Source organism: Flectobacillus sp. BAB-3569 (assembly GCF_002270355.1).
GTDB lineage: Bacteria > Bacteroidota > Bacteroidia > Cytophagales > Spirosomataceae > Flectobacillus > Flectobacillus roseus.
In genome coordinates this window covers 72,155-92,959 of the sequence record NZ_NJFZ01000010.1, presented here as the reverse complement: position 1 = coordinate 92,959, position 20,805 = coordinate 72,155, and the positions used below count along the sequence as shown (strand labels likewise).

At 36.1% G+C, this 20,805-nt stretch carries 16 protein-coding genes and 1 pseudogene; 10 read left to right on the top strand and 7 right to left on the bottom strand.

From position 1 onward, the window contains the following. Nucleotides 1-399: 399 nt before the first annotated feature. From BWI92_RS11675 to BWI92_RS11655, 5 genes are all read left to right on the top strand, one after another. The gene (locus tag BWI92_RS11675; RefSeq protein WP_095163442.1) at nucleotides 400-1,956 is read left to right on the top strand and encodes an acyl-CoA carboxylase subunit beta; all 1,557 of its coding nucleotides are present in this window, start codon (nucleotides 400-402) and stop codon (nucleotides 1,954-1,956) included. A gap of 169 nt (nucleotides 1,957-2,125) precedes the next feature. Next, the gene (locus tag BWI92_RS11670; protein ID WP_095163441.1) at nucleotides 2,126-3,196 is read left to right on the top strand and encodes a M42 family metallopeptidase; all 1,071 of its coding nucleotides are present in this window, start codon (nucleotides 2,126-2,128) and stop codon (nucleotides 3,194-3,196) included. 327 nt (nucleotides 3,197-3,523) lie between these two features. Beyond that, nucleotides 3,524-4,930, top strand: a complete 1,407-nt coding sequence (locus BWI92_RS11665) for a sigma-54 dependent transcriptional regulator (protein WP_095163440.1) — start codon at nucleotides 3,524-3,526, stop codon at nucleotides 4,928-4,930. 375 nt (nucleotides 4,931-5,305) lie between these two features. Next, complete coding sequence (locus BWI92_RS11660; protein ID WP_095163439.1) at nucleotides 5,306-6,859, top strand: ATP-binding protein; 1,554 nt, start codon at nucleotides 5,306-5,308, stop codon at nucleotides 6,857-6,859. A gap of 8 nt (nucleotides 6,860-6,867) precedes the next feature. Then, nucleotides 6,868-8,319, top strand: coding sequence for a hybrid sensor histidine kinase/response regulator (locus tag BWI92_RS11655; protein WP_095163438.1), 1,452 nt, complete (start codon nucleotides 6,868-6,870; stop codon nucleotides 8,317-8,319). A gap of 186 nt (nucleotides 8,320-8,505) precedes the next feature. Here the strand turns inward: BWI92_RS11655 and BWI92_RS11650 are convergent, their stop codons facing one another. Beyond that, the gene (locus BWI92_RS11650; protein ID WP_095163437.1) at nucleotides 8,506-9,255 is read right to left on the bottom strand and encodes a DeoR/GlpR family DNA-binding transcription regulator; all 750 of its coding nucleotides are present in this window, start codon (nucleotides 9,253-9,255) and stop codon (nucleotides 8,506-8,508) included. Between the two features lie 101 nt (nucleotides 9,256-9,356). Here BWI92_RS11650 and BWI92_RS11645 point away from each other — a divergent pair, with 101 nt between their 5' ends. From BWI92_RS11645 to BWI92_RS11630, 4 genes are all read left to right on the top strand, one after another. Further along, the gene (locus BWI92_RS11645) at nucleotides 9,357-9,743 is read left to right on the top strand and encodes a VOC family protein (RefSeq protein WP_095163436.1); all 387 of its coding nucleotides are present in this window, start codon (nucleotides 9,357-9,359) and stop codon (nucleotides 9,741-9,743) included. Between the two features lie 271 nt (nucleotides 9,744-10,014). Next, complete coding sequence (locus BWI92_RS11640) at nucleotides 10,015-10,548, top strand: 5' nucleotidase, NT5C type (RefSeq protein WP_095163435.1); 534 nt, start codon at nucleotides 10,015-10,017, stop codon at nucleotides 10,546-10,548. A 36-nt stretch (nucleotides 10,549-10,584) separates the two neighbouring features. After that, nucleotides 10,585-11,733, top strand: a complete 1,149-nt coding sequence (locus BWI92_RS11635) for an MFS transporter (RefSeq protein WP_095163434.1) — start codon at nucleotides 10,585-10,587, stop codon at nucleotides 11,731-11,733. Between the two features lie 16 nt (nucleotides 11,734-11,749). After that, nucleotides 11,750-12,226, top strand: coding sequence for an NUDIX domain-containing protein (locus tag BWI92_RS11630; RefSeq protein WP_095163433.1), 477 nt, complete (start codon nucleotides 11,750-11,752; stop codon nucleotides 12,224-12,226). Nucleotides 12,227-12,412: 186 nt separating this feature from the next. On the opposite strand, the gene can is transcribed toward BWI92_RS11630, so the two are convergent. The 6 genes and pseudogenes from can to BWI92_RS11600 form a co-directional block, all read right to left on the bottom strand. Next, nucleotides 12,413-13,042, bottom strand: coding sequence for a carbonate dehydratase (can, locus tag BWI92_RS11625; RefSeq protein ID WP_095163432.1), 630 nt, complete (start codon nucleotides 13,040-13,042; stop codon nucleotides 12,413-12,415). A gap of 187 nt (nucleotides 13,043-13,229) precedes the next feature. Beyond that, nucleotides 13,230-14,825 (bottom strand): SulP family inorganic anion transporter, encoded by a 1,596-nt coding sequence (locus BWI92_RS11620; RefSeq protein ID WP_095163431.1) that lies wholly within the window; start codon nucleotides 14,823-14,825, stop codon nucleotides 13,230-13,232. A gap of 208 nt (nucleotides 14,826-15,033) precedes the next feature. Further along, nucleotides 15,034-15,357, bottom strand: a complete 324-nt coding sequence (locus BWI92_RS11615) for a hypothetical protein (RefSeq protein WP_095163430.1) — start codon at nucleotides 15,355-15,357, stop codon at nucleotides 15,034-15,036. Between the two features lie 502 nt (nucleotides 15,358-15,859). Continuing rightward, entirely contained in the window at nucleotides 15,860-17,242 is a 1,383-nt protein-coding gene (locus BWI92_RS11610) for a HAMP domain-containing sensor histidine kinase (RefSeq protein ID WP_095163429.1), read from the bottom strand. A 13-nt stretch (nucleotides 17,243-17,255) separates the two neighbouring features. Then, nucleotides 17,256-17,932: pseudogene (locus BWI92_RS11605) on the bottom strand (response regulator). A gap of 684 nt (nucleotides 17,933-18,616) precedes the next feature. Beyond that, complete coding sequence (locus BWI92_RS11600) at nucleotides 18,617-18,973, bottom strand: hypothetical protein (protein ID WP_095163428.1); 357 nt, start codon at nucleotides 18,971-18,973, stop codon at nucleotides 18,617-18,619. Nucleotides 18,974-19,778: 805 nt separating this feature from the next. Here BWI92_RS11600 and BWI92_RS11595 point away from each other — a divergent pair. Beyond that, nucleotides 19,779-20,795: a GntR family transcriptional regulator gene (locus BWI92_RS11595; RefSeq protein ID WP_095163427.1), complete on the top strand. Its 1,017-nt coding sequence runs from the start codon at nucleotides 19,779-19,781 to the stop codon at nucleotides 20,793-20,795. Nucleotides 20,796-20,805 lie beyond the last annotated feature (10 nt).

The following is a 20,805-nucleotide window of genomic DNA, read 5'->3' as shown; positions in this document are numbered from 1 at the left end:
AATGATGAATACATTCATCAAAAACCTCCTCCACATACTTACGAAGCACAAAGATAGGATTTCTCATTATTAAGTAAGTACGAGTTTGAATTTTGAGTAAGGACTTATCAGTTTCTATAGAGTTTTTAAAATCTTATTCTACTTTGATAATTGAGTAACAGAAAAGATTCGAGAAAAATATATATGTGTCATCCTTTGAGAATATCTTTCTGATTATTAGTGTTGTTCGAAGTAACGTATATACCATTAACGAATAACTTATCATCGCTTTTCTCAAAATAATTCAAAATTAAAACTTCAAAATATACAATTTTAAATAAACTATATCAATTTTACACGTTATCTAATTTCTGCCCTTTATATTTGACACAAATACAAAACAAATACCATAGGAATACCATGAAGGTAAAGACAAACCAAGAGAAATTTGAAATTTTAGAGCGTAAAAACGCCGAAGCTCTTTTAGGAGGTGGCGAAAAACGTATTGAAGCTCAACATAAAAAAGGCAAACTGACAGCTCGTGAGCGTATCGCTTTGTTGATGGACGAAGGTTCTTTTGAGGAAATTGGCAAATTTGTCATGCACCGTTGTAAAGACTTTGGTCTAGAAAACGAATATTATCTAGGCGATGGCGTTGTAACGGGTTATGGTACCGTAAATGGTCGTTTGGTGTATGTTTTTGCCCAAGACTTTACTGTGTTTGGAGGTGCTTTGTCTGAGACTTTCGCCGAAAAAATCTGCAAAATCATGGATTTAGCCATGAAAAGTGGTGCACCTGTAATTGGCTTAAACGACTCTGGTGGAGCTCGTATCCAAGAAGGGGTAATGTCATTAGCAGGATATGCTGATATTTTTTATCGCAATACCCTTGCTTCGGGCGTAATTCCACAAATATCGGCTATCATGGGACCATGCGCTGGTGGCGCAGTATATTCTCCAGCTATCACAGACTTTATCATGATGGTTGAAAATACCTCATATATGTTTGTAACTGGGCCAAACGTTGTCAAAACTGTTACACATGAAGTAGTTACTTCAGAAGAACTAGGAGGCGCTTCGACTCATTCAACAAAATCTGGGGTGACGCATTTTTCTTGCTCTAATGAAGTAAGCTGTATCAACGATATCAAGCGATTGCTTTCTTACATTCCTCAAAATTGTGAAGAAACTGCTCCTGCCCTAGCATACGAATCTGCTAACGAAATCAGAAAAGAATTAGATAAAATTATTCCTGAAAATCCTAACCAACCTTATGATATGAAGGAAGTTATCGACCATATTGTTGATAGCGACTCTTTCTTTGAGGTACACAAAAACTACGCGGAAAATATCGTGGTAGGTTTTGCTCGTCTAGGCGGTCGTAGCATCGGGATTGTAGCCAATCAACCCGCTGTAATGGCAGGAGTACTAGATATTCAGGCCAGTATGAAGGCCGCCCGTTTTGTACGTTTTTGTGATTGTTTTAATATTCCTTTATTGGTACTCGAAGATGTGCCAGGTTTTATGCCAGGTACCAATCAAGAATGGGGCGGTATAATCAATCATGGTGCAAAATTACTTTATGCTTTTTGCGAGGCTACTGTGCCCCGTATTACGGTTATTACCCGCAAAGCGTATGGAGGAGCTTATGATGTAATGAACTCAAAGCATATTGGTGCCGATATGAATTTTGCGTGGCCAACTGCCGAAATCGCCGTAATGGGCGCTAAAGGTGCTGCCGAAATTATCTTTAAAAAAGAAATTGCGGAGGCCGAAAATCCAGAAGAAAAACTACAAGAAAAAGTAGACGAATACACTGAGAAATTCGCTAACCCATACCGTGCTGCGCACCGTGGCTATATCGACGAAGTGATTTTACCATCAGATACTCGTCAAAAATTGATTCGCTCATTCAAAATGTTGGAGAATAAAGTAGCGAATCTTCCACGCAAAAAGCACGGAAATATTCCATTATAATCAGCATTGATGGTATTATTTTACATTTAGAACCCCAAGGGCTTTTAAAACCTTTGGGGTTTTGTATTTTTGTAAAAAGCAGATTTTTTATTATTTCAAAAATTAATATCCTATTCTCGGTGTTATTTACTAAAAGGATATTATTACAACAATAGAACTCATTATTACAATGACAGAACAATCAAAAACCTTCCTCTACGAATATTTGAATAACGCATCGCCAACTGGCTTTGAAGCGTCTGGTCAACAAATTTGGTTGGATTACCTAAAACCTTATATCGACGAAACCATCATTGACGTCTATGGCACTGCTGTTGGGGTGATTAATCCTGGACAGCCTTACAAAGTTGTAATTGAAGCACACGCCGATGAGATTTCTTGGTTTGTAAACTATATCGACGATAACGGTTATATTTTCGTTCGTCGCAATGGTGGTTCTGACGCTGTTATTGCTCCGTCAATGCGTTGTAACTTACATACCAAAAAAGGTGTTGTGAAAGGTGTATTTGGGTATCCTGCCATCCACGTGCGTGACTTAGGTAAAGATAAAGCTCCAACTGTTAACGACATTTTTATCGACCTCGGTGCAGCAAACAAAAAAGAAGTGGAAGAAATGGGCGTTCATGTAGGTACCGTAGTTACTTTTGAGGACGGACTTACTGAACTCAATGACCGCTTTTATGTAGGTCGTGCACTCGACAACCGTGTGGGCGGTTTTATGATTGCAGAAGTGGCTCGTCTTTTAAAAGAAAACAATATCCAACTACCATACACTTTGTATGTGGTAAATGCCGTGCAAGAAGAAATTGGTCTTCGTGGTGCCGAAATGATTGTTCGCCGTTTGAAACCAGACGTGGCTATCGTAACTGACGTAACTCACGATACTCAATCACCTATGTACAACAAAAAAGAACAAGGTGACTTGAAATGCGGTAAAGGTCCTGTGATTTGCTACGGACCAGCAGTACAAAATAACCTTCGCGATTTTATCATCGATGTTGCTTCTGAAAAAGAAATTGCCATCCAACGTCAAGCGGTTTCTCGTTCTACAGGTACAGATACTGATTCGTTTGCTTATGCTACCGAAGGCGTTGCTTCAGCATTGATTTCATTGCCATTAAAATACATGCACACAACCGTTGAAACGGTTCACAAAGACGATGTTCAGGCTGTTATTAGCTTGATTTATGAATCTTTGTTGGCATTGAAAGGAAACGAAGATTGGCGTTACATCAAATAGTCAACTCACAGGGAAATTTCAGGTTTCATAATTTGTTTTCATGACACAAGAAATTCTGAAATCCCATTGTAAGAATACGAATTATTCCCAGTAAGTGATATTTTCTCATTTGCTGGGAATTTATTTTGTTACCTCTTTTAGGGAAAAAATCAAAAATCAACTAACTTCGATTTCTAAGTAATTCTACCCTTACCGTCACTGGGAATTACTTTTACTTACTGTACTTCATAAATATTATGAATTGCTAATACCTATCCATTTGGCTTAAATTATCGCTATATCCCAACCAACTATTATACGTTATTAATAATTTAAACAAACTAAAGAATGCAAAAAATTCTTGTAATAGACGACGACACAGACATCTGTATGCTGTTGCGCCGCTTTCTTACAAAAAATGGCTATGAGGTAGCAATTTCAAAAAGTGGTAACGGTGGACTTGTTTTACTTGATGAGTTTCACCCTGATTTAGTCATGACCGACTTCCGATTAGGGGATATGACAGGAGCTACTATTTTACAGAAAATTCATGAGAAAAAACCTCAACTTCCTGTATTAATCATTACTGGATATTCGGATATAAAAACAGCGGTAAATGTCATGAAAATGGGTGCTGTGGACTACATCACCAAGCCCTTATTTCCTGATGAAATCTTGGTCACTATTCAAAATGCTTTACAAAAAGCAACTCAAATATCAAGTACTTTACCAAGCAAATCAAAGACTGCTAGTCCTAAAAAAGGCTTAATACAAAAAGACCATATTGCTGGTTCGGGACAAGAATCTAAAAACTTGTTCAGACAGTTAGACCTTGTAGCTCCTACCAATTATAGCGTGATTATCTATGGCGAAAGTGGCTCAGGCAAGGAATCCATAGCACAGGAAATTCATGCAAGAAGCAAACGAGCCAATGGCCCTTTTGTAGCAATGGACTGTGGGGCTATTTCCAAAGAATTAGCCGCTAGTGAACTCTTTGGTCATGAAAAAGGCTCATTTACAGGTGCCATCAATCAAAAGATTGGGCATTTTGAAATGGCAAACGGCGGTACGCTTTTTCTTGATGAAGTAGCAAATTTGCCTTATGACGTTCAGGTATCGCTCTTACGCGTGGTGCAGGAAAGAACCTTGAGAAGAATAGGCGGTACAAAAGAAATTTCGGTAGATGTAAGAATTATAGTTGCCTCCAACGAAAGGCTTTTAGAGGCTAGCAGAAAAGGTAAATTTAGAGAAGATTTGTACCATCGCTTCAACGAATTTAGTATCGAAGTCCCTCCTCTTCGTCAGCGAAAATCAGATATTATGGAGTTTGCTCGTTTCTTTCTGGCTCAGACCAACGAAGAACTGGATAAAAATATCACCACCTTTGCGCCCGAAGTAGAAGAAGTCTTCAAAACATATGGTTGGCCTGGCAATCTTCGCGAGATGCGTAATGTGATTAAAAGGGCTACGCTACTTTCAGAAAAGGATTATATAGAAGCTAAAAGTCTACCTTTTGAACTTATGAATCATGAGCGTCTCTTAGTCTTTGAAAACCCCTATGAGCAACGTATTCCAGAAAACAATTACCCAGATTCAGCCCAACAGCTCAACCTTAAATCTGTAGCTTCTGACGCCGAATACGAAACAATTTTGCAGGTTTTAAAACAAGTTAACTATAATAAAAGCAAAGCAGCCAAACTTTTAGGGATAGATAGAAAAACACTTTACAACAAAATGAACAACTATAATATGTAAATAGTAGTTTGAATATAAATCACTATTTATCAAAACTTTGCATTTAAAAATCACCTAAGTATCATTTTGTACTATTACACTTTAGGCAATCGATTGTTGATAGTTGACCATGTAATTTTAACATCTCAAAAATCAGTAATAGCTCAATGCATCACAATTCTACATTGATACTTATACTCTTCCAATACGACATATATTTCCAATAAAACGTAAGTCAGAAACTTACAACATTACTTACCAAACCAAGACTAGGAACAGTTTTTTCTAAAAATACCATGGGTAGTTTCAAGAAAAACATTATCACAAACAATACACTATGTTGTTTGTTCTCAGTTTGATAAGTATCTCCTTTCCAAAACTTAACATAGAATACAAATGCCTTTATATCAAAGAGATAATATACCTTTAGAGAAGTTTATCCAGCTCATTCCCGACTTGGTTTATATACAGGAATTTCCATCGAAAAGAATCACTTTCATCAATCGAAAATTTACAGATATTCTCGGGTATCAGAAAGAAGATTTGATTCAAAATGACTTTTCATTAGATTTTGCACTAAGTGAAAGTGAATTAAAAAAATGGGAACTCCGGCTCGAAGAATATAATAAAATCATCAACACGGGCGAACGCATTGAACACAATATTGAACTAAAACATAAAAATGGGTCGAAGGTTATTTTGCGCCATAGAAGTATGGTTTTGAGAAGCCAAAGCCCCGAAGCCCAATTTGAAATACTTCATATTGCAGAAGATATTACGCAACTTCAAAAGCATAATGAGCTGATACTTCAACAAAGAAATCAACTCAATGAAGCTGAGAAAATTTTTAAATATGGTAGTTGGGAATGGTATGTTGGCGCTGACACTGTTAGTTGGTCTGACGGGCTTTATGAAGTTTTTGGTTACGATGCCAAAGATTTTGAAGAAAAGGAGATGACCTTTGGTTTCTATCAGAAGCATATTCCAGTGCATGAACTAGAATATACCAGAAGCATTTCCATGCAGTCTGTACAAGACAAAAAGACCTATTATGAGTTTGAACACTCGATTATTGATGCCAAAGGGGTATTCAAGTATTTGGCAGTAAAGGGGAAATGCTATTTAGATGCGGAAGGAAATGTCATAAAAGTACTAGGTACGTCTGCTGATATTACCCAGATTAAAAATTATGAACAAGCCCTTGAGAAAAAGATTGAAGAGCTGTTTCGCTCTAACCAAGATTTGGAGCAATTTGCCTATATTGCCTCACATGACTTACAAGAGCCTTTGCGCAAAATCGCTGCTTTTGCCAACAAGCTGATTGAACGTAGTTCAGATAATCTGAACGAGGAGGGTCGTTTCTTTATTGATAGAATTTTGTATTCGAGTGATAGAATGAAAAGCTTGATTGATAATCTACTGGCTTATTCAAGAATATCCCGTAATAATATTCCTCTCCCATTGGCAGAGGTAAATTTGAACCAAATTGTTCAAAATGCCATAGGTGATTTAGAGATTTCAGTCGCTAACAAAAATGCACAAATTACAGTGGAAGAATTGCCTATTATTCAGGCTTTTCCATCTCAAATGCACCAGTTATTTTTAAACTTAATTTCAAACGCCATAAAATTTGTAGACGAATCTACGCAACCAATAGTAAACATACAGGTAAAAGAAGCCTCTCTAGAAGAAATTCTTAAACTAAAACTCACAGACACTCAATACTGGAAAATTACCATAAGCGATAATGGTATCGGCTTTGAAGAAGAGTATAAAGAAAAAATATTTACCATGTTTCATCGTGTGCATGGCAATGCCGAATTTGAAGGAACTGGCTTAGGTTTGGCGATTTGTGCCAAAATTGTTGAAAATCATCGAGGGCACCTAAGCGCCCAAAGTACCCTACAACAAGGTTCCGTATTTACCCTATATTTACCTTTTAAACCTTAAACACTATTATGTTATCCCGCTCAAATATAAAACTACTACTGGTAGATGATGATGAAGACGATTATTTTCTTACTTGTGATTATTTAAAACAAATACCCGGTCAAAATATTGAGGTCACATGGGCTAAATCATTTTCAATGGCCATTAGCAAACTTACCCAAATCAAGTTCGATATCTGTTTTTTTGATTTTAGATTAGGAGCAAAAACTGGTCTTGATTTGCTCAGAATCGTAAAAGAACATCGTATATCGACTCCTATGGTTATGCTTACGGGTAAAGGTCATAAAGAAATTGATGAAGAAGCTATGAAACTTGGAGCGATGGATTATCTGATCAAAGGTGAGTTGGATACCGAAAAAATTGAAAGATGTATTCGTTACTCCTTAGAACGCGCTCAAACATTACAAACCCTTCGAGAAAGCGAGGCTCAGTACAAAAGTATTTTTGACAATATCCAGCAAGCGATTGTACTTACAAGCCCCGTAGATGGTAGCTTTTTGTATTTCAATCCAGAGGTATCTGTACTTACGGGATATAGTCCAGAGGAGCTTCGAAATATGACAACAATTAGTATGTTTGGTAGCAACGCTAGTCGACAAAACTTTGCGACTCAATTGGCTCAATATGGGCAGTTGGATAATTACGAAACATGGCTAACGACAAAATCAGGCGAAAAAAAACTTTGTCAGATTAATGCCTTCAAACGAACCGACAGCAATGGTTTGGAGCATTTTTTAGGAGTAGTTCGAGACATTACGCATGTAAGAAAAGCAGAAAAAGAACATGTAATTTCTGAAAAAGTAGCTGCCACAGGGCGTCTTATTCGCACCCTTGCGCATGAAGTCCGTAATCCTCTGACCAATATAAATCTCTCCTTAGACCAACTGGCTTCAGAACTTGAGGATGAAGAACTACATTTTTTCCTAGAAATTATACAGCGCAATAGCAAAAGAATCGGTGACCTAATTTCGGAATTGCTTAATTCATATCGTCCAGCGGCGGTTTCACTTAATATGTATTCTGGCTCTTTGGTTATTGAAGAAAGTATTCAGCAAGCAATAGACCGTTTGAACCTCAAAAACATTCAGCTCAAGAAAGATTTATCCATTGATACACTTTTGCAAATTGATGCAGAACAAATCAAAATAGCTTTATTGAATATCGTTATTAACGCCGTTGAGGCTATGGAGACAGGTAACGGTATTCTAGAGGTAAAGTCTACAGTAAGGGGTTCGTCGTATCTAATTAGTATCAAAGACAACGGGATGGGAATGTCCTCCGAACAAATAGATCGTTTGTTTGAGCCCTATTTTACTTCCAAATCAACTGGTTTGGGCTTAGGTCTTTCTGCAACGCTTAATATTATTCAAGCACATAAAGGAAGTATCGAAGTAGAATCTACGCTTGGGGAAGGTAGTCAATTTATTATCAGTCTTCCCATTCCTCAACAAGTAGCCTGATGACATCGGCAGAAAAAGAAAAAAGGTGAGAATTATCATTCTCACCTTTCTGAACTATACCTAACCACTATTATATTTAATTCTATTATTGAAATATTCGTGCCAATTGCCATTCTGTGTATTTTGGCTAGCTAAGTAGATTATATTCTACAATTTTGTGTAGAAAAATTTCTACACTTTCCCCAACTATTGAATCACAATATCATGTTTCTGATAGTCTTTCAACAGTGCTTCATCTATACAATCATCCGTTAGCATCACATCCAGTTCATCCAAAGTGCATACGACGTAACTTTCTGCGGTATTTACCTTTGAAGCCGTTACAAGAGCCACCACTTTTTGAGAAATATCTACCATTTTTCGTTTTACTTGATTTTCACCCCAATCCTGAATCGTCACACCTATGTCGTGGTGAATTCCGCAAACGCCCAAAATACATATATCTGCTCTAATTTTTTGAAGCATTTCAATCACCTCTGCACCGTAAGTATTTTGTGCATCTTTGAAAACTTTTCCTCCTAAAAAGAACAGTTGTATCGACGGATGCTCACACAAAATTTGAGCAATCTGGAGACTATTCGTAAAAACAGTTGCTTTCAAATCGGGCGACATCATGCGAGCCACCTCCATATTGGTAGAACCATTATCCAATAAAATTACTTGTCCGTCATGAAAATAAGCTTGGGCTTTTTGTGCCAAAACCATCTTCTCTTCATGAGCCACTTTGATTCTTTCCTTCAATTTATAGGGATGTGCCGACCTAGGCACAGCGCCACCATGCACTTTTTTCAGTAATCCATTTTCGGCTAGCTCATTCAAATCACGTCGGATGGTATCGTCCGAAACATTTAGAATTTCGGATAGCTCTACCGACGAAACCCTTTGATTGGTTTCCAACATTTTGAGGATAATTTGAAGGCGTTCTTCTCTTAGCATAAATTCGTTTTATTTCGGTTTTATTCCCAAATTTAATGAAAAACATTTTGATATTTACGTTTTTATTCGGAAAATTGCATCATCAACTAAATCTTAAGACTATGTTTATTGAACATATTGCCATCTGGACAAATGACTTAGAAAAGATAAAAACCTTTTATATACGCTATTTTGGGGCAAAAAGTAATACCAAATACCATAATCCAGTAAAGGAATTTCAGTCATATTTTTTAAGTTTTGAATCGGGAGCAAGAATAGAATTAATGCAAAAACCGCAAATTCCCGAAAGAGAAAACCCAAAAACCGAAACCTTGGGTATTACCCATTTTGCGTTTACGTTGGGCAGTGAACAGAAAGTTGATGAGCTTACTGAATTGATGCGAAAAGAGGGTGTTCAGATTATCGGCGAACCCCGACATACAGGAGATGGCTATTACGAAAGTGTAGTTTTAGATCCCGAAAACAATAGAATCGAGCTAGTAGCCTGATTCAAAAGAACATACAAGCATTAGTTATGAATTGTGATTTGTGAATGGTGAATATTTAAATATCAATACTTTACACTCAAAGTTGACCAAATCTTATTTTGCACAACGACTTAAATAAATATTAAAATGTACTTTTGAATAATTTTAATGCTGTAGGTAATAAGCTTTAAGCAAGGACAAAGGACAACTCATAATTCACAACTCATAATTCAGCACTCAGAATTACCAATCCCAATAAATAATAATTGTTTACTTTATCTCCCTTTATTTTATGAAACGTATTGCAATCGACATGGATGATGTTTTGGCTGACACGACATCAGGTATTCTCACCGAAACCAACCTCCGTCTTGGAACAAATTTTACCAGAGAAGACATTAGTAATCCTGAAAAGGCAAAAGAATTTTATGAGCAATATTTCCCGATTCGTGACTTTTTGCATGAAAAAGGATTTTTCCGTAATCTTCCTGTTTTTGATGATGCGATTGAAACTGTAAAAAAATTGCAAGACCATTACGAAATATTCATTGTTTCGGCGGCTACGGAGTTTCCCAATTCGTTGAGCGAAAAACTAGAATGGCTTGAGGAGTTTTTCCCGTACATTGGTTGGAAACATACGGTTTTTTGTGGACACAAATACATGATTAAAGCTGATTATTTGATAGATGACCATGAAAAAAACTTAGTAAAATTTGAAGGAACAGGCTTGTTATACGATGCCCCTCACAATTACCATATCGAAGGTTATCAGCGTGTTTATTCTTGGAAAGAAATTGGCTCTCTCCTACTTCCCGCCGAAGTTTAGTAGATTTGTACATTCTTTCCACTCATACTAAAATTTATGGAACTATCACTAACGTCTAATCATGCTAAAGCCGCTCGTTTGGCAACCAACGCACTATTCTTTATTTCTGGACTCAGTTTTTCAAGTTGGGCTTCACGCATACCAGATGTAAAGGAGAAATTAGGCCTAGGCGACGCCGCATTAGGCACCGTTTTGTTTGCTATGCCCATTGGGAGCTTATCAGCTTTGCCATTGGCTGGTGTGATTATCAACTACATAGGTAGCCGAAAAGTTACGGTGATTGCTGCTATTATTTATTTGCTATCCATGCCTTTTTTGGGAATCGCTAGCCAAGGTTGGCAACTAGCCATAGCGCTTTTCATATTTGGCTTCGGAGGTGACCTTCTCAATATTTCGATGAATGTGCAGGCAGTCAATGTTGAAAAAACCATGAGCAAATCCATCATGTCGTCGTTTCATGCCATTTTCAGTATAGGCTTTATGATTGGAGCCGCTTTGGGTGGTATTTTGGCTTCACAAGGCATTTCTACGGTATGGCATTTGAGTACAGTTGGTATTTTGGACATCATTGTAGCCTTGTTTGTTTACCAATATTTAATAGCAAAAGACTTCAAATCGTCGGAGGCACAACCATTATTTGCCTTACCCGACAAAGCACTAATGCTCCTAGGAGTTATTTGTTTTTGTGGAATGCTTTGCGAAGGCGCAATGGCCGACTGGAGTGTATTATATTATAAACAAATATTGGGCAATGCGTCACAATATGCCACAGCAGCATTTACAGCATTCTCTATTACAATGGTTATAGGCAGAATAATCGGTGACAAAACAGTAGCAAAATTAGGTCTTAAAAAAACTCTGATTCTCAACTGTTCACTACTAACAATCGGAATGATTTTAGCGCTTGCATTGCCTATATCTTGGACTGTTATTCTCGGTTTCTCAATTACAGGACTTGGATTATCAACCGTCGTACCACTTATTTACAGCGAAGCGGGACATTCTAAAACTATGTCAGCGGGAGTAGCATTAGCGGCGATTTCAACTGTTGGAATATCAGGTTTTATGATTGGGCCAGTCATGATTGGTTATATTGCCGAGTTTACATCTTTGAAAATTGCGCTGTCTTCATTAGTAATCTTAGGAGGCTTAGGAGCTATCTTGAGTACCAGAATTAAAAATTAGGAGGAAAATTACACAAATGGAAGGACTAAAAAGAGTAGCGGTGATTTGTATTCTCCGAAACCAGACCAACTTTTTACTACTAAAAAGATTCAACGAACCTCTCAAAGGGCTATATGTACCTGTAGGTGGAAAAGTTGACCCTTACGAAAATCCAAAGGATGCAGCTATAAGAGAGGTTAGCGAAGAGGCAGGTTTGTCATTAGACTCTATGCGTTTTTGTGGTACTTTGGTCGAAACATCTCCTTCTAAATACAACTGGATGAGCTTTATTTATGAGGCAGAAGTAGATTATTTCGAACCTCCTATTTGTAATGAAGGAATTTTAGAATGGCATGATTTTACAAACATAGACTCATTTCCAACACCCGAAACAGACTTTTTTATTTATCAATATGTACTCAAAAAGAAACCATTTGCCTTTAATGCCGTGTATACAGAAGAGGTGGAATTGATTTCGATGATAGAAGAAATTGAAAATGTAAAAATTGTTTAAATAGGGACAAAAACGTAGCAAAAAAGCCGATACGAAGGAACACTCTCCTTTTATCGGCTTTTTTTATGACTTCTTTAGAATTTAGGTTAAATTAATAGTATATCTAAGTTGCCATTTGCCTATAGTCTTCCGATTATGAATACTTTAAAAGAACAAATACACGATTAACTAATAACGTTTTCTTCCCTAGAAGTTATAACGGAAGATTGGATCAATCTGATCAGGAGAATCAATATTTAATACTTCTTTGATTAATCCAGTATGTAAGTCAAATACCCATCCGTGCAAGTGAGGATACTCACCTTTTTGCCAAGCATGCTGAATAATAGTTGTTTTAGCCAAGTTTTTAACTTGCTCATGTACATTAAGTTCAACCAAACGGTTGAATCTTTGAGATTCGCTTTCAATACCACCTAACTCTACTTCGTGCTTAGCGTACACTTCCTTGATATTGCGTAACCACTTGTTAATCAAACCAAAATCATCATTTCCCATTGCAGCTTTTACACCACCACAGTTGTAATGACCACATACAATGATATGCTTTACTTTCAAAACTTCAACGCCATATTGTAATACCGACAGAAGGTTCATATCGGTATGTACCACCATGTTAGCCACATTTCTATGAACAAACACATCACCTGGCTGAGTATTAGTGATTTCTTCCGCAGGTACACGGCTATCAGCACAACCAATCCAAAGAAATTCAGGCTTTTGGTCTTTTGCCAATCTTTCAAAATAGGTCTCGTCCATCGACAAGCGGTCAGCTGCCCAAGCCTTGTTGTTGAGCAATAGTTTTTTGTAATCTTTCATCGAAACTTGTTTGTAACTTGTAAATACTCTGATACTTTGTCAAAGCTATAGGTTTACTGTCAGAGTATATTCGAACATTGATTATAACTAGAAAATGAAATGATAAGAATGGAATAACACCCATTAAAATTTCATTTTTATTGCTGATGAACTTTGAGTTATTTTATTGAATGCTCAAAGTTACGAATTAATGCGCGGAAACCGACTCTGGTAAGTACTGATTTATGTCTCCTTGTATTTTTCTTGATACTTTTTTGAAATCTACCTCTATATTTCGACGATATGCGGCCGCTTTGAATTCATATAATAGATTATAAATATCATGGTCTATAAACTGTGCTTTGGTAGCATCAACATAAACGGCGTCACCATCTTCTAGGCTAAGCAATATTTGTTTGATTTTGGGCTTGTTTAAAAAAGATACATCTTTATTAAATTGAATAAGTACATGTTTCCCTTCTCTCACAAACGAAACCGCAGAGTGAAAGTTAGTTGATAATACAAAAATTAACCCCACTCCTGTTCCTATAAAAATACCAAATAACAAATCTTTGAACACAATCACCACGATAGTTACCAAAAACGGAATCCATTGGTCATACCCTTCTTTAAATACCTTCACAAATACTTTAGGATGTGCCAGTTTGTAACCAACAGTCAAAAGTATTGCCGCAAGCGATGATAAAGGAATTTTGTTTAGTAAATTAGGAATTAAAAGCACAGAGCCCAACAACAACATTCCATGTACTACTGAGGACATACGTGTACGTCCACCCGAATATACGTTAGCAGAAGTTCTTACAACAACGGAAGTAATTGGTAATCCACCGATCAAACCTGAAATCATATTGCCTATTCCTTGCGCAACCAATTCTTTATCAGGCGACGACTGTCTTTTCTGAGGATCTATAGCGTCGGAAGCTTCCAAATTGAGTAATGTTTCAAGGCTTGCTACAATTGCTAACGTAAATGCAACAATATAAACCTTGGTGGTCATCAGTGCTGAGAAATCAGGAAAAGAAAATGCTGATACAAAATCACTCACTCCACTCATTTTAGGAATATTTACCATGTGAATTGGAGAATTTCCCAAATAATAAAACGGCTCATATATACGATAAGCTTCGTTCATGAGCGTACCTACTAATACAGTCACTAAGGCCGCAGGAATCATGGCAAAAATCCCCTTGTACTTTTTGGCAGCACGCTCCCAAAGCAATATTACAGCCAAACAAACAATAGCAATCGTGACAGCACCGTAATTAAAATCTACTACCGAGCGAATCAACTCAGTGATAGTATTTTGATGATCAGCTACTTGCTCAAATTCAAACTCGCCTTCATAGTCTTGGTCGTCGCCAAGTGCGTGCGGGATTTGCTTTAAAATAATCACGATACCTATGGCAACTAACATTCCTCGTATTACACTTTCGGGAAAATAAGCGCTAAACTTACCTGCTTTGATAAGTCCAAGTGCCAATTGAATGACTCCAGCCAGCACAACTGCGACCAAGAACCCTTGAAAAGAGCCTATGTCGTGAATGGCTGTTGCCACGATTACCGTTAGACCAGCGGCTGGTCCACTTACCGAAATTTCTGAGCCAGAAAGAAGAGCTACAAATGTTCCTGCGACAATACCTGCCAAAATACCTGAAAAGAGAGGAGCGCCAGAGGCGAGTGCGATACCTAAACATAAAGGTAAGGCTACCAGAAATACTGACAAACCAGATTTCCAGTCGCTTTTGAATAAAGCGTCTTTATAATATTGAACTGAATTATGCATTTTGTTTGATGTTGGTTTATAATGGAATCAGAGCAGAAAAGGCTCTTTGTAATTCTACATCAAACATATAGTTTTTTTAATTCAGATTAGAATACGATTAGAGTTTTTTTGCTAAACGAACATACATTTTCATAACTATTCCGATATAAAATAGAAATAATCCATAAAAAACAACCAAATGTAGCAATAATTAAAGAAATTCTAATCTCTATCTAATGTCAGATTGGGTGAGGATAACATTCCCATTTTGTGGAGCAACAACTCTGCGGGAGGCTTTGGAACGGCGTATTAACTTTTTCTTTAATCTTTCAATTTCTTTATCTGACTCTAATTTACTAGCCAATGTTGAGTCTTGCTTAATGAGCGCTTCTCTGAGGTTTTCAACGACAACAATTCGTTCGCGCCATTGGTACCAATTTGCAGCGATTGACCCCATAAAACAAATTGTAACGAGACCAGTCACCCAATAGAGCTTGGACAAGGTCGCATTTTTGGTGGTCACGTTTGTATTTTTTTGGTTGATTACAATCATAATTTCTCTGACTAAAACGATTTCTCCTACTCCGCCATTCTACTTCACTGTGAGATTAACAAAATAATTTTCATTTTGCTGGTCGCTTACTATCACTTAAGTATTAGTACTGAATTCAGGATGTAAATTTTAACATCAAAACTTTACACTCAATTTGATTATATTTTGCCCAATACCAATAGCTTAGTGTAGAAAGCCCTATAATTAAATCGTATTTTGCATTAGTACCAACATTCGTTTTCACTTACCTTAAATTAAAAATTTTATTAATAACAAGCAAATGATATAACGAAGGATTGTTGTGTTAAAATAGCAAAAAAAGTTTCTGCAGCTCCATACAACTGCAGAAACTAAGCACCTTAAACACCTATATTAATAGTACTAAAATCTTTTTTTAATGAAAAAGCGTTTCTCGACTATTTCATTTCCACCCTGCTATAGCCTTTTCTTATCATAAAATAAGGGATAAATCTTTAAGATTAAATGAAGATAAAATTAAAATCTAGTTAACAACTATAACTTTTTCTTCAAAGAATTGTACTTTAAAGACAGTTCTATCTAAGGTAGACTCTTTAATAAATAAATTCCCTTTATGAAGTTTGATAATTCTCTCAGCGAGAGGCAATCCAATCCCATAACCTCGCGTATCTGCTGTTTTTTTAGAACGGAAAAAGGGAAGGAAAATTAGTTTTTGGTCTTTGGTATCAATCACCGCACCTTTGTTGATAAACTCCAAAAATAGCCCTTTATCAAAGCCAATATTCACATTAATCGTCTGATTATTAGAAAATTTACAGCCATTTTCAATAAGATTCATAAATGCTACTTTCAAAAGCTGACCATTGCCCAAAATACTCAATTGCTCATCGGAATCGATATTCTCAGAAAACTCAATCGAAATGCCGTAGTTTTTGTGCACTTTCAGTAGTGAGCTTCTTGCTTCCCAAATAATATCGTCAATTCTGATGCTCGTAAATCTATTGGGCAGACTATCGTCGCTTAGTTTAGTAAGTTCGAGTAGAGTATTTGTTAAAAGGTTTAAGTCTTTTACATCTTGTAAAACCGACTCCATCGTTTCTTGATATTCCTCCTCCGTTCGTCGGTTGAGCAACGATACAGTCAGCTGAGAAATAATCTTAGTCAAGGGGTTTTTAAGCTCATGACTCACATTTGAAATGAATACCTGCTGATGCTGAAAAGCCTCCTCTACCCTAGTCAAAAGATTATTAAAGGTAAATGTCAACTGCCCTATTTCATCTTTCACATTTCGGACTTTTAAGCGCTTTTTGAGGTTGTTAGGATAGATATCATTCATCTCATTTATTACCTCGGCAATTGGCAATAACGCCCTTCCCGCAAAAATCCACCCAAATATGGCAGAGGTAAAAACGATAATGATATATAAGGAAATAAGGATACGTTGCAAATCTCGCAGAGTTTCAAGACCTTGCTGATCGACACCACCCGCTAATACCAACAAACGGTTATATTTATCGTAATACGGAATTCCCAAAATCTGAATGTCCTGATAAGTTGTAGTGGCAGTTCCTTCGAGGCGCACGTCGTTAAGAAACTTCCGTGTTACCACAACTTTTACGGTGTCATTGTTGGTATAAATTTCCTCGTTTTTATAATTGTAAATCGAAATTTTCTCTTTGTACAAAACGTCCTTATTCGTTTTTTCGATGACCTTCAATAGCTTTGAGTCAATTTGGTCAACTTTTACGAGAAGTTCTGCAGTGGTAATAGCTTTCGACCTCAAACGAGAATAAAATCTATTCTCAATATAAGTATGGGTAAAATAATAAATCCCTAAAAATGACAAAAGCACAATTAGGGATACCAAAAGGGTAAATTGTAAAGTAAGTTTAAAGCGAATGCGCATAGCGTTTGAGCATTTATTCTGATTTCAACACATAACCCATTCCATACACATTATGGATAAGCTTTTGAGGAAAATCCTTATCTACTTTTTTTCGTAACAAATTGATATACACCTCAATAACATTCGTACCTGTATCAAAACTAACATCCCAAACCTTTTCGGCAATTTCTACTTTTGAAAGCACTTTTCCTTGATTACGAAGCAACATTTCTAATAATTCAAATTCTTTGGCTGTTAGGGGAATTTTTACACCCGAACGCAATACCACTTTCGAATCTAGATTCATTTCTAAATCCATAAATGTCAGGGTATTTTTGTGTATACTCACACCTGTACTACGGCGAGACAACGCACGGATACGGGCTAAGAGCTCTACAAATTCAAATGGCTTTACCAAATAATCATCAGCTCCAGCATCAAACCCTACAACTTTATCTTGAAGATCACCTAAGGCCGTCAACATCAAAATGGGCGTGGTTAAACCTTCTTTTCTCAATTCTTTGCATAATTCGATCCCATTGAGCCCTGGCATAATAATGTCGGTGACAATAACATCATAGGTATTTTTTTAGCTAAGTGTTTGCCAATCAAACCATCATAACAATAATCCACCTCAAAACCTGATTCTTTCAATCCTTTGCTGAGGGACTGAACAGTTTTTGCTTCATCTTCTATCAATAATAACTTCATAAGGTTACTGTTTTAACTCTGTATGCGCCAACCCGACAGTGTTCCAATCAGGTTAATAATATTTATTCAAAACTACAGAAAAAACATAGACTTTCTATCATTTAGTTCGTGGCTTGTAAGAATGTAATCGTCTAAAAACAACATTGGGTTGACGAATCTCGTCAACCCAATAGATATAATAAACCACATACAAACTAAATTATTGCTATAATCAGTTTTCTAAATCCAGACACTTTCGGTGAAAGTGTTCGACCCTTTCGAGTCCAAAATGTAAATGGAACAACACCTCAGTTACTTTCTACACACCAATTTATCATTTTGTTTACCTTAACAGGTATAATTTTTGACTACTCCCTTTCTCAAAACGTTGCCTCCTACGAGTAGTTTTATTTAGTTTCGTTGTTACCAATATCTAGTTCAAACTATTGGTTATACGTAACTAGTTTACTTACAAAAGTAAGTATTTGCTATGCTTTAAAATTAAATAATTATTGGCTATCTCAACTTTACACTAAAGTATATTTTTTGGTAGGCGAAACAAAATGCTCATAAGAAATTTATGAAAAAACTAAGCAATCCATTTCTTTGAAAAGAATGTGCCTACCTCAGGAGCTGATCAATCTTGATCTACACCAAGTGGTTTATCACATCTCTTTAAAAAGAAATGTTGCCAATCATAAAGTCCTAAATTCTAAAGTTTTTGAACAGCATAAAGAGCTGTTGATCTGAGGAGTATTTTTGGAAGAATATATAATTGATCTTGCGATTTTGTTCAGCAATCAGGAAACTGGTAAATAAATCGTAAAATGGAGAAAAAGACAATATTGCAGCAGAAGCAAAAGGATGAGTAGCGTCTTCTTCATTTTCTTCACTTTCTGAAAGACTTTCTTCACTAAACTGAAGAGCATTTGTATTTTTCGAAGCTGATACAGCACATCTTTTAATATTCTCATTTGTCTGTCCCAAATCAGCGGCCATAGAGATGGCAATCTTGAAACTTGCAAGGACAAAGATTAAGAATATTTTAAGATATAATCTCATGTATCAATTTTGAAATACTGTGGAATCACTGTTTTGTGACTTCTGATGGCAAATTAAAAAAATGGTTTAATCATTTGACAATAATTTTTATATTTTTTTTACCCCTCTTGTATTTTACCTTAAATAATGCAACTAAAAATTAATTTAAAACAATTTTTAAAAAATCTAACAAAAAAAATCCATTTGTAAACCAAATGGATTCTGTCTATATATTAAAAGTAGGAGAAATCTTTTTTGAAATGTTTAAGACAATTGCCTGCGGAGACACCGCTGTGTGACTCCGTCAGACATTGTACACCATTAACCATTTTTATAAACAAAAACTAACCAAATATCGAGTGCTTAAGCATCTGATATATCGAACGTATATTTTGAAAGCTAGTTGTACTTTATCTAAAAGAAGATACTTTAAATGAGTAAACTATGCTACACTATGCTATGCTAAAATTTCAAGGCAAATATAAAGACATTTTTTGCTATTCAAAATAATTTCAATAATAATTTGTACAAATTGGTTAGAATTCCTCTATTTTTTTGATGTTCGCATTATTTTTTAGTTATTTTAAACTACTATATTACCGAAGAAGCAAATTTGAGTGAAGAAAGAATAAAGTTTTGAGCTAATGATTTTTTCTGTAGAAAATATCATTAGCTATTTTCTACCATCTTCTTTCAGGTCATTTCGTATAGTTTAATAAACATTTTCCTTATTTATTAGTCAAACTGTATGACAACGTTTTGTAGTTGATTTTAAGAAATTTTTCAACTACGATGAATAAATACTATAAAGATTCTATTCTCATTAATGAAAGATTTTGCTCTAATCGATTCGCAATCGAGTAAACCTAAATATCAGCAACTTATAGAATATATCATAGATTCGATTGAGAACGGAAGACTCGCCAGAGGTCAACAACTTCCTTCAATCAATGAAGTCGCCCAAAATTTTGGCATGGCTCGTATGACTGTGACTAAGGCTTACGACGAATTGCGCGAGAGAGGCTTGGTGACATCACATCATGGGAAAGGCTTTTACGTGAATAGTACCGATACTCGGAGTCAGATGAACATTTTTGTGTTGTTTGATGCTCTTACTCCCTACAAAGAAATTTTATACGATGCGATTGTGGAAGGACTCGGAGAAGATGTCAATGTCAACATTTTTTTCCATCACCACAATATCAAAGTTTTTGAAAACTTGATTCTCAACAACTTAGGCCACTACAATTTCTATGTAGTAATGCCACACTTCAATCAGGATGTTTCTGATATTTTGAAACAGATTCCCAAAGAAAAGCTGTTATTATTGGATATTGATGTTCCTTCTTTTGGGGAAGACTTCGCCTTGCTGTACCAAGATTTTGAGCATAATGTTTATCAAGGTTTATCAGAAGCTCAGAATTTGATTGCCAAATATCGAACTCTTTCATTAGTCCTGAGCAGCAAAAGTTTTCAATACACCCCTGTTGGGATTATTAATGGGTTCAAGAAATATTGTCTCGAAAATCAAATACCTTTTGAAATTATTCCAGATTTAGAAGAAGAGGAACATTTACAAAAAGATCATGCCTATTTAGTTTTCCGAGAAAATGATTTAGTTCGTTTTATCAACTGGTCAAACAAAAAAGGCTGGAAGTTAGGCAAAGACATAGGTCTGATTTCTTATGATGATACTCCTATTAAAGAGATTTTGGCAGAAGGTATATCTGTTATTTCTAACGACTTTCAGGCGATGGGAAAACGTGCTGCCGAAATGATTTTGACTAAACAAAAAGGTCGAATCGTTAATCAATGTAGTTTCATTAAACGTAAATCTTTATAAACTTACACGC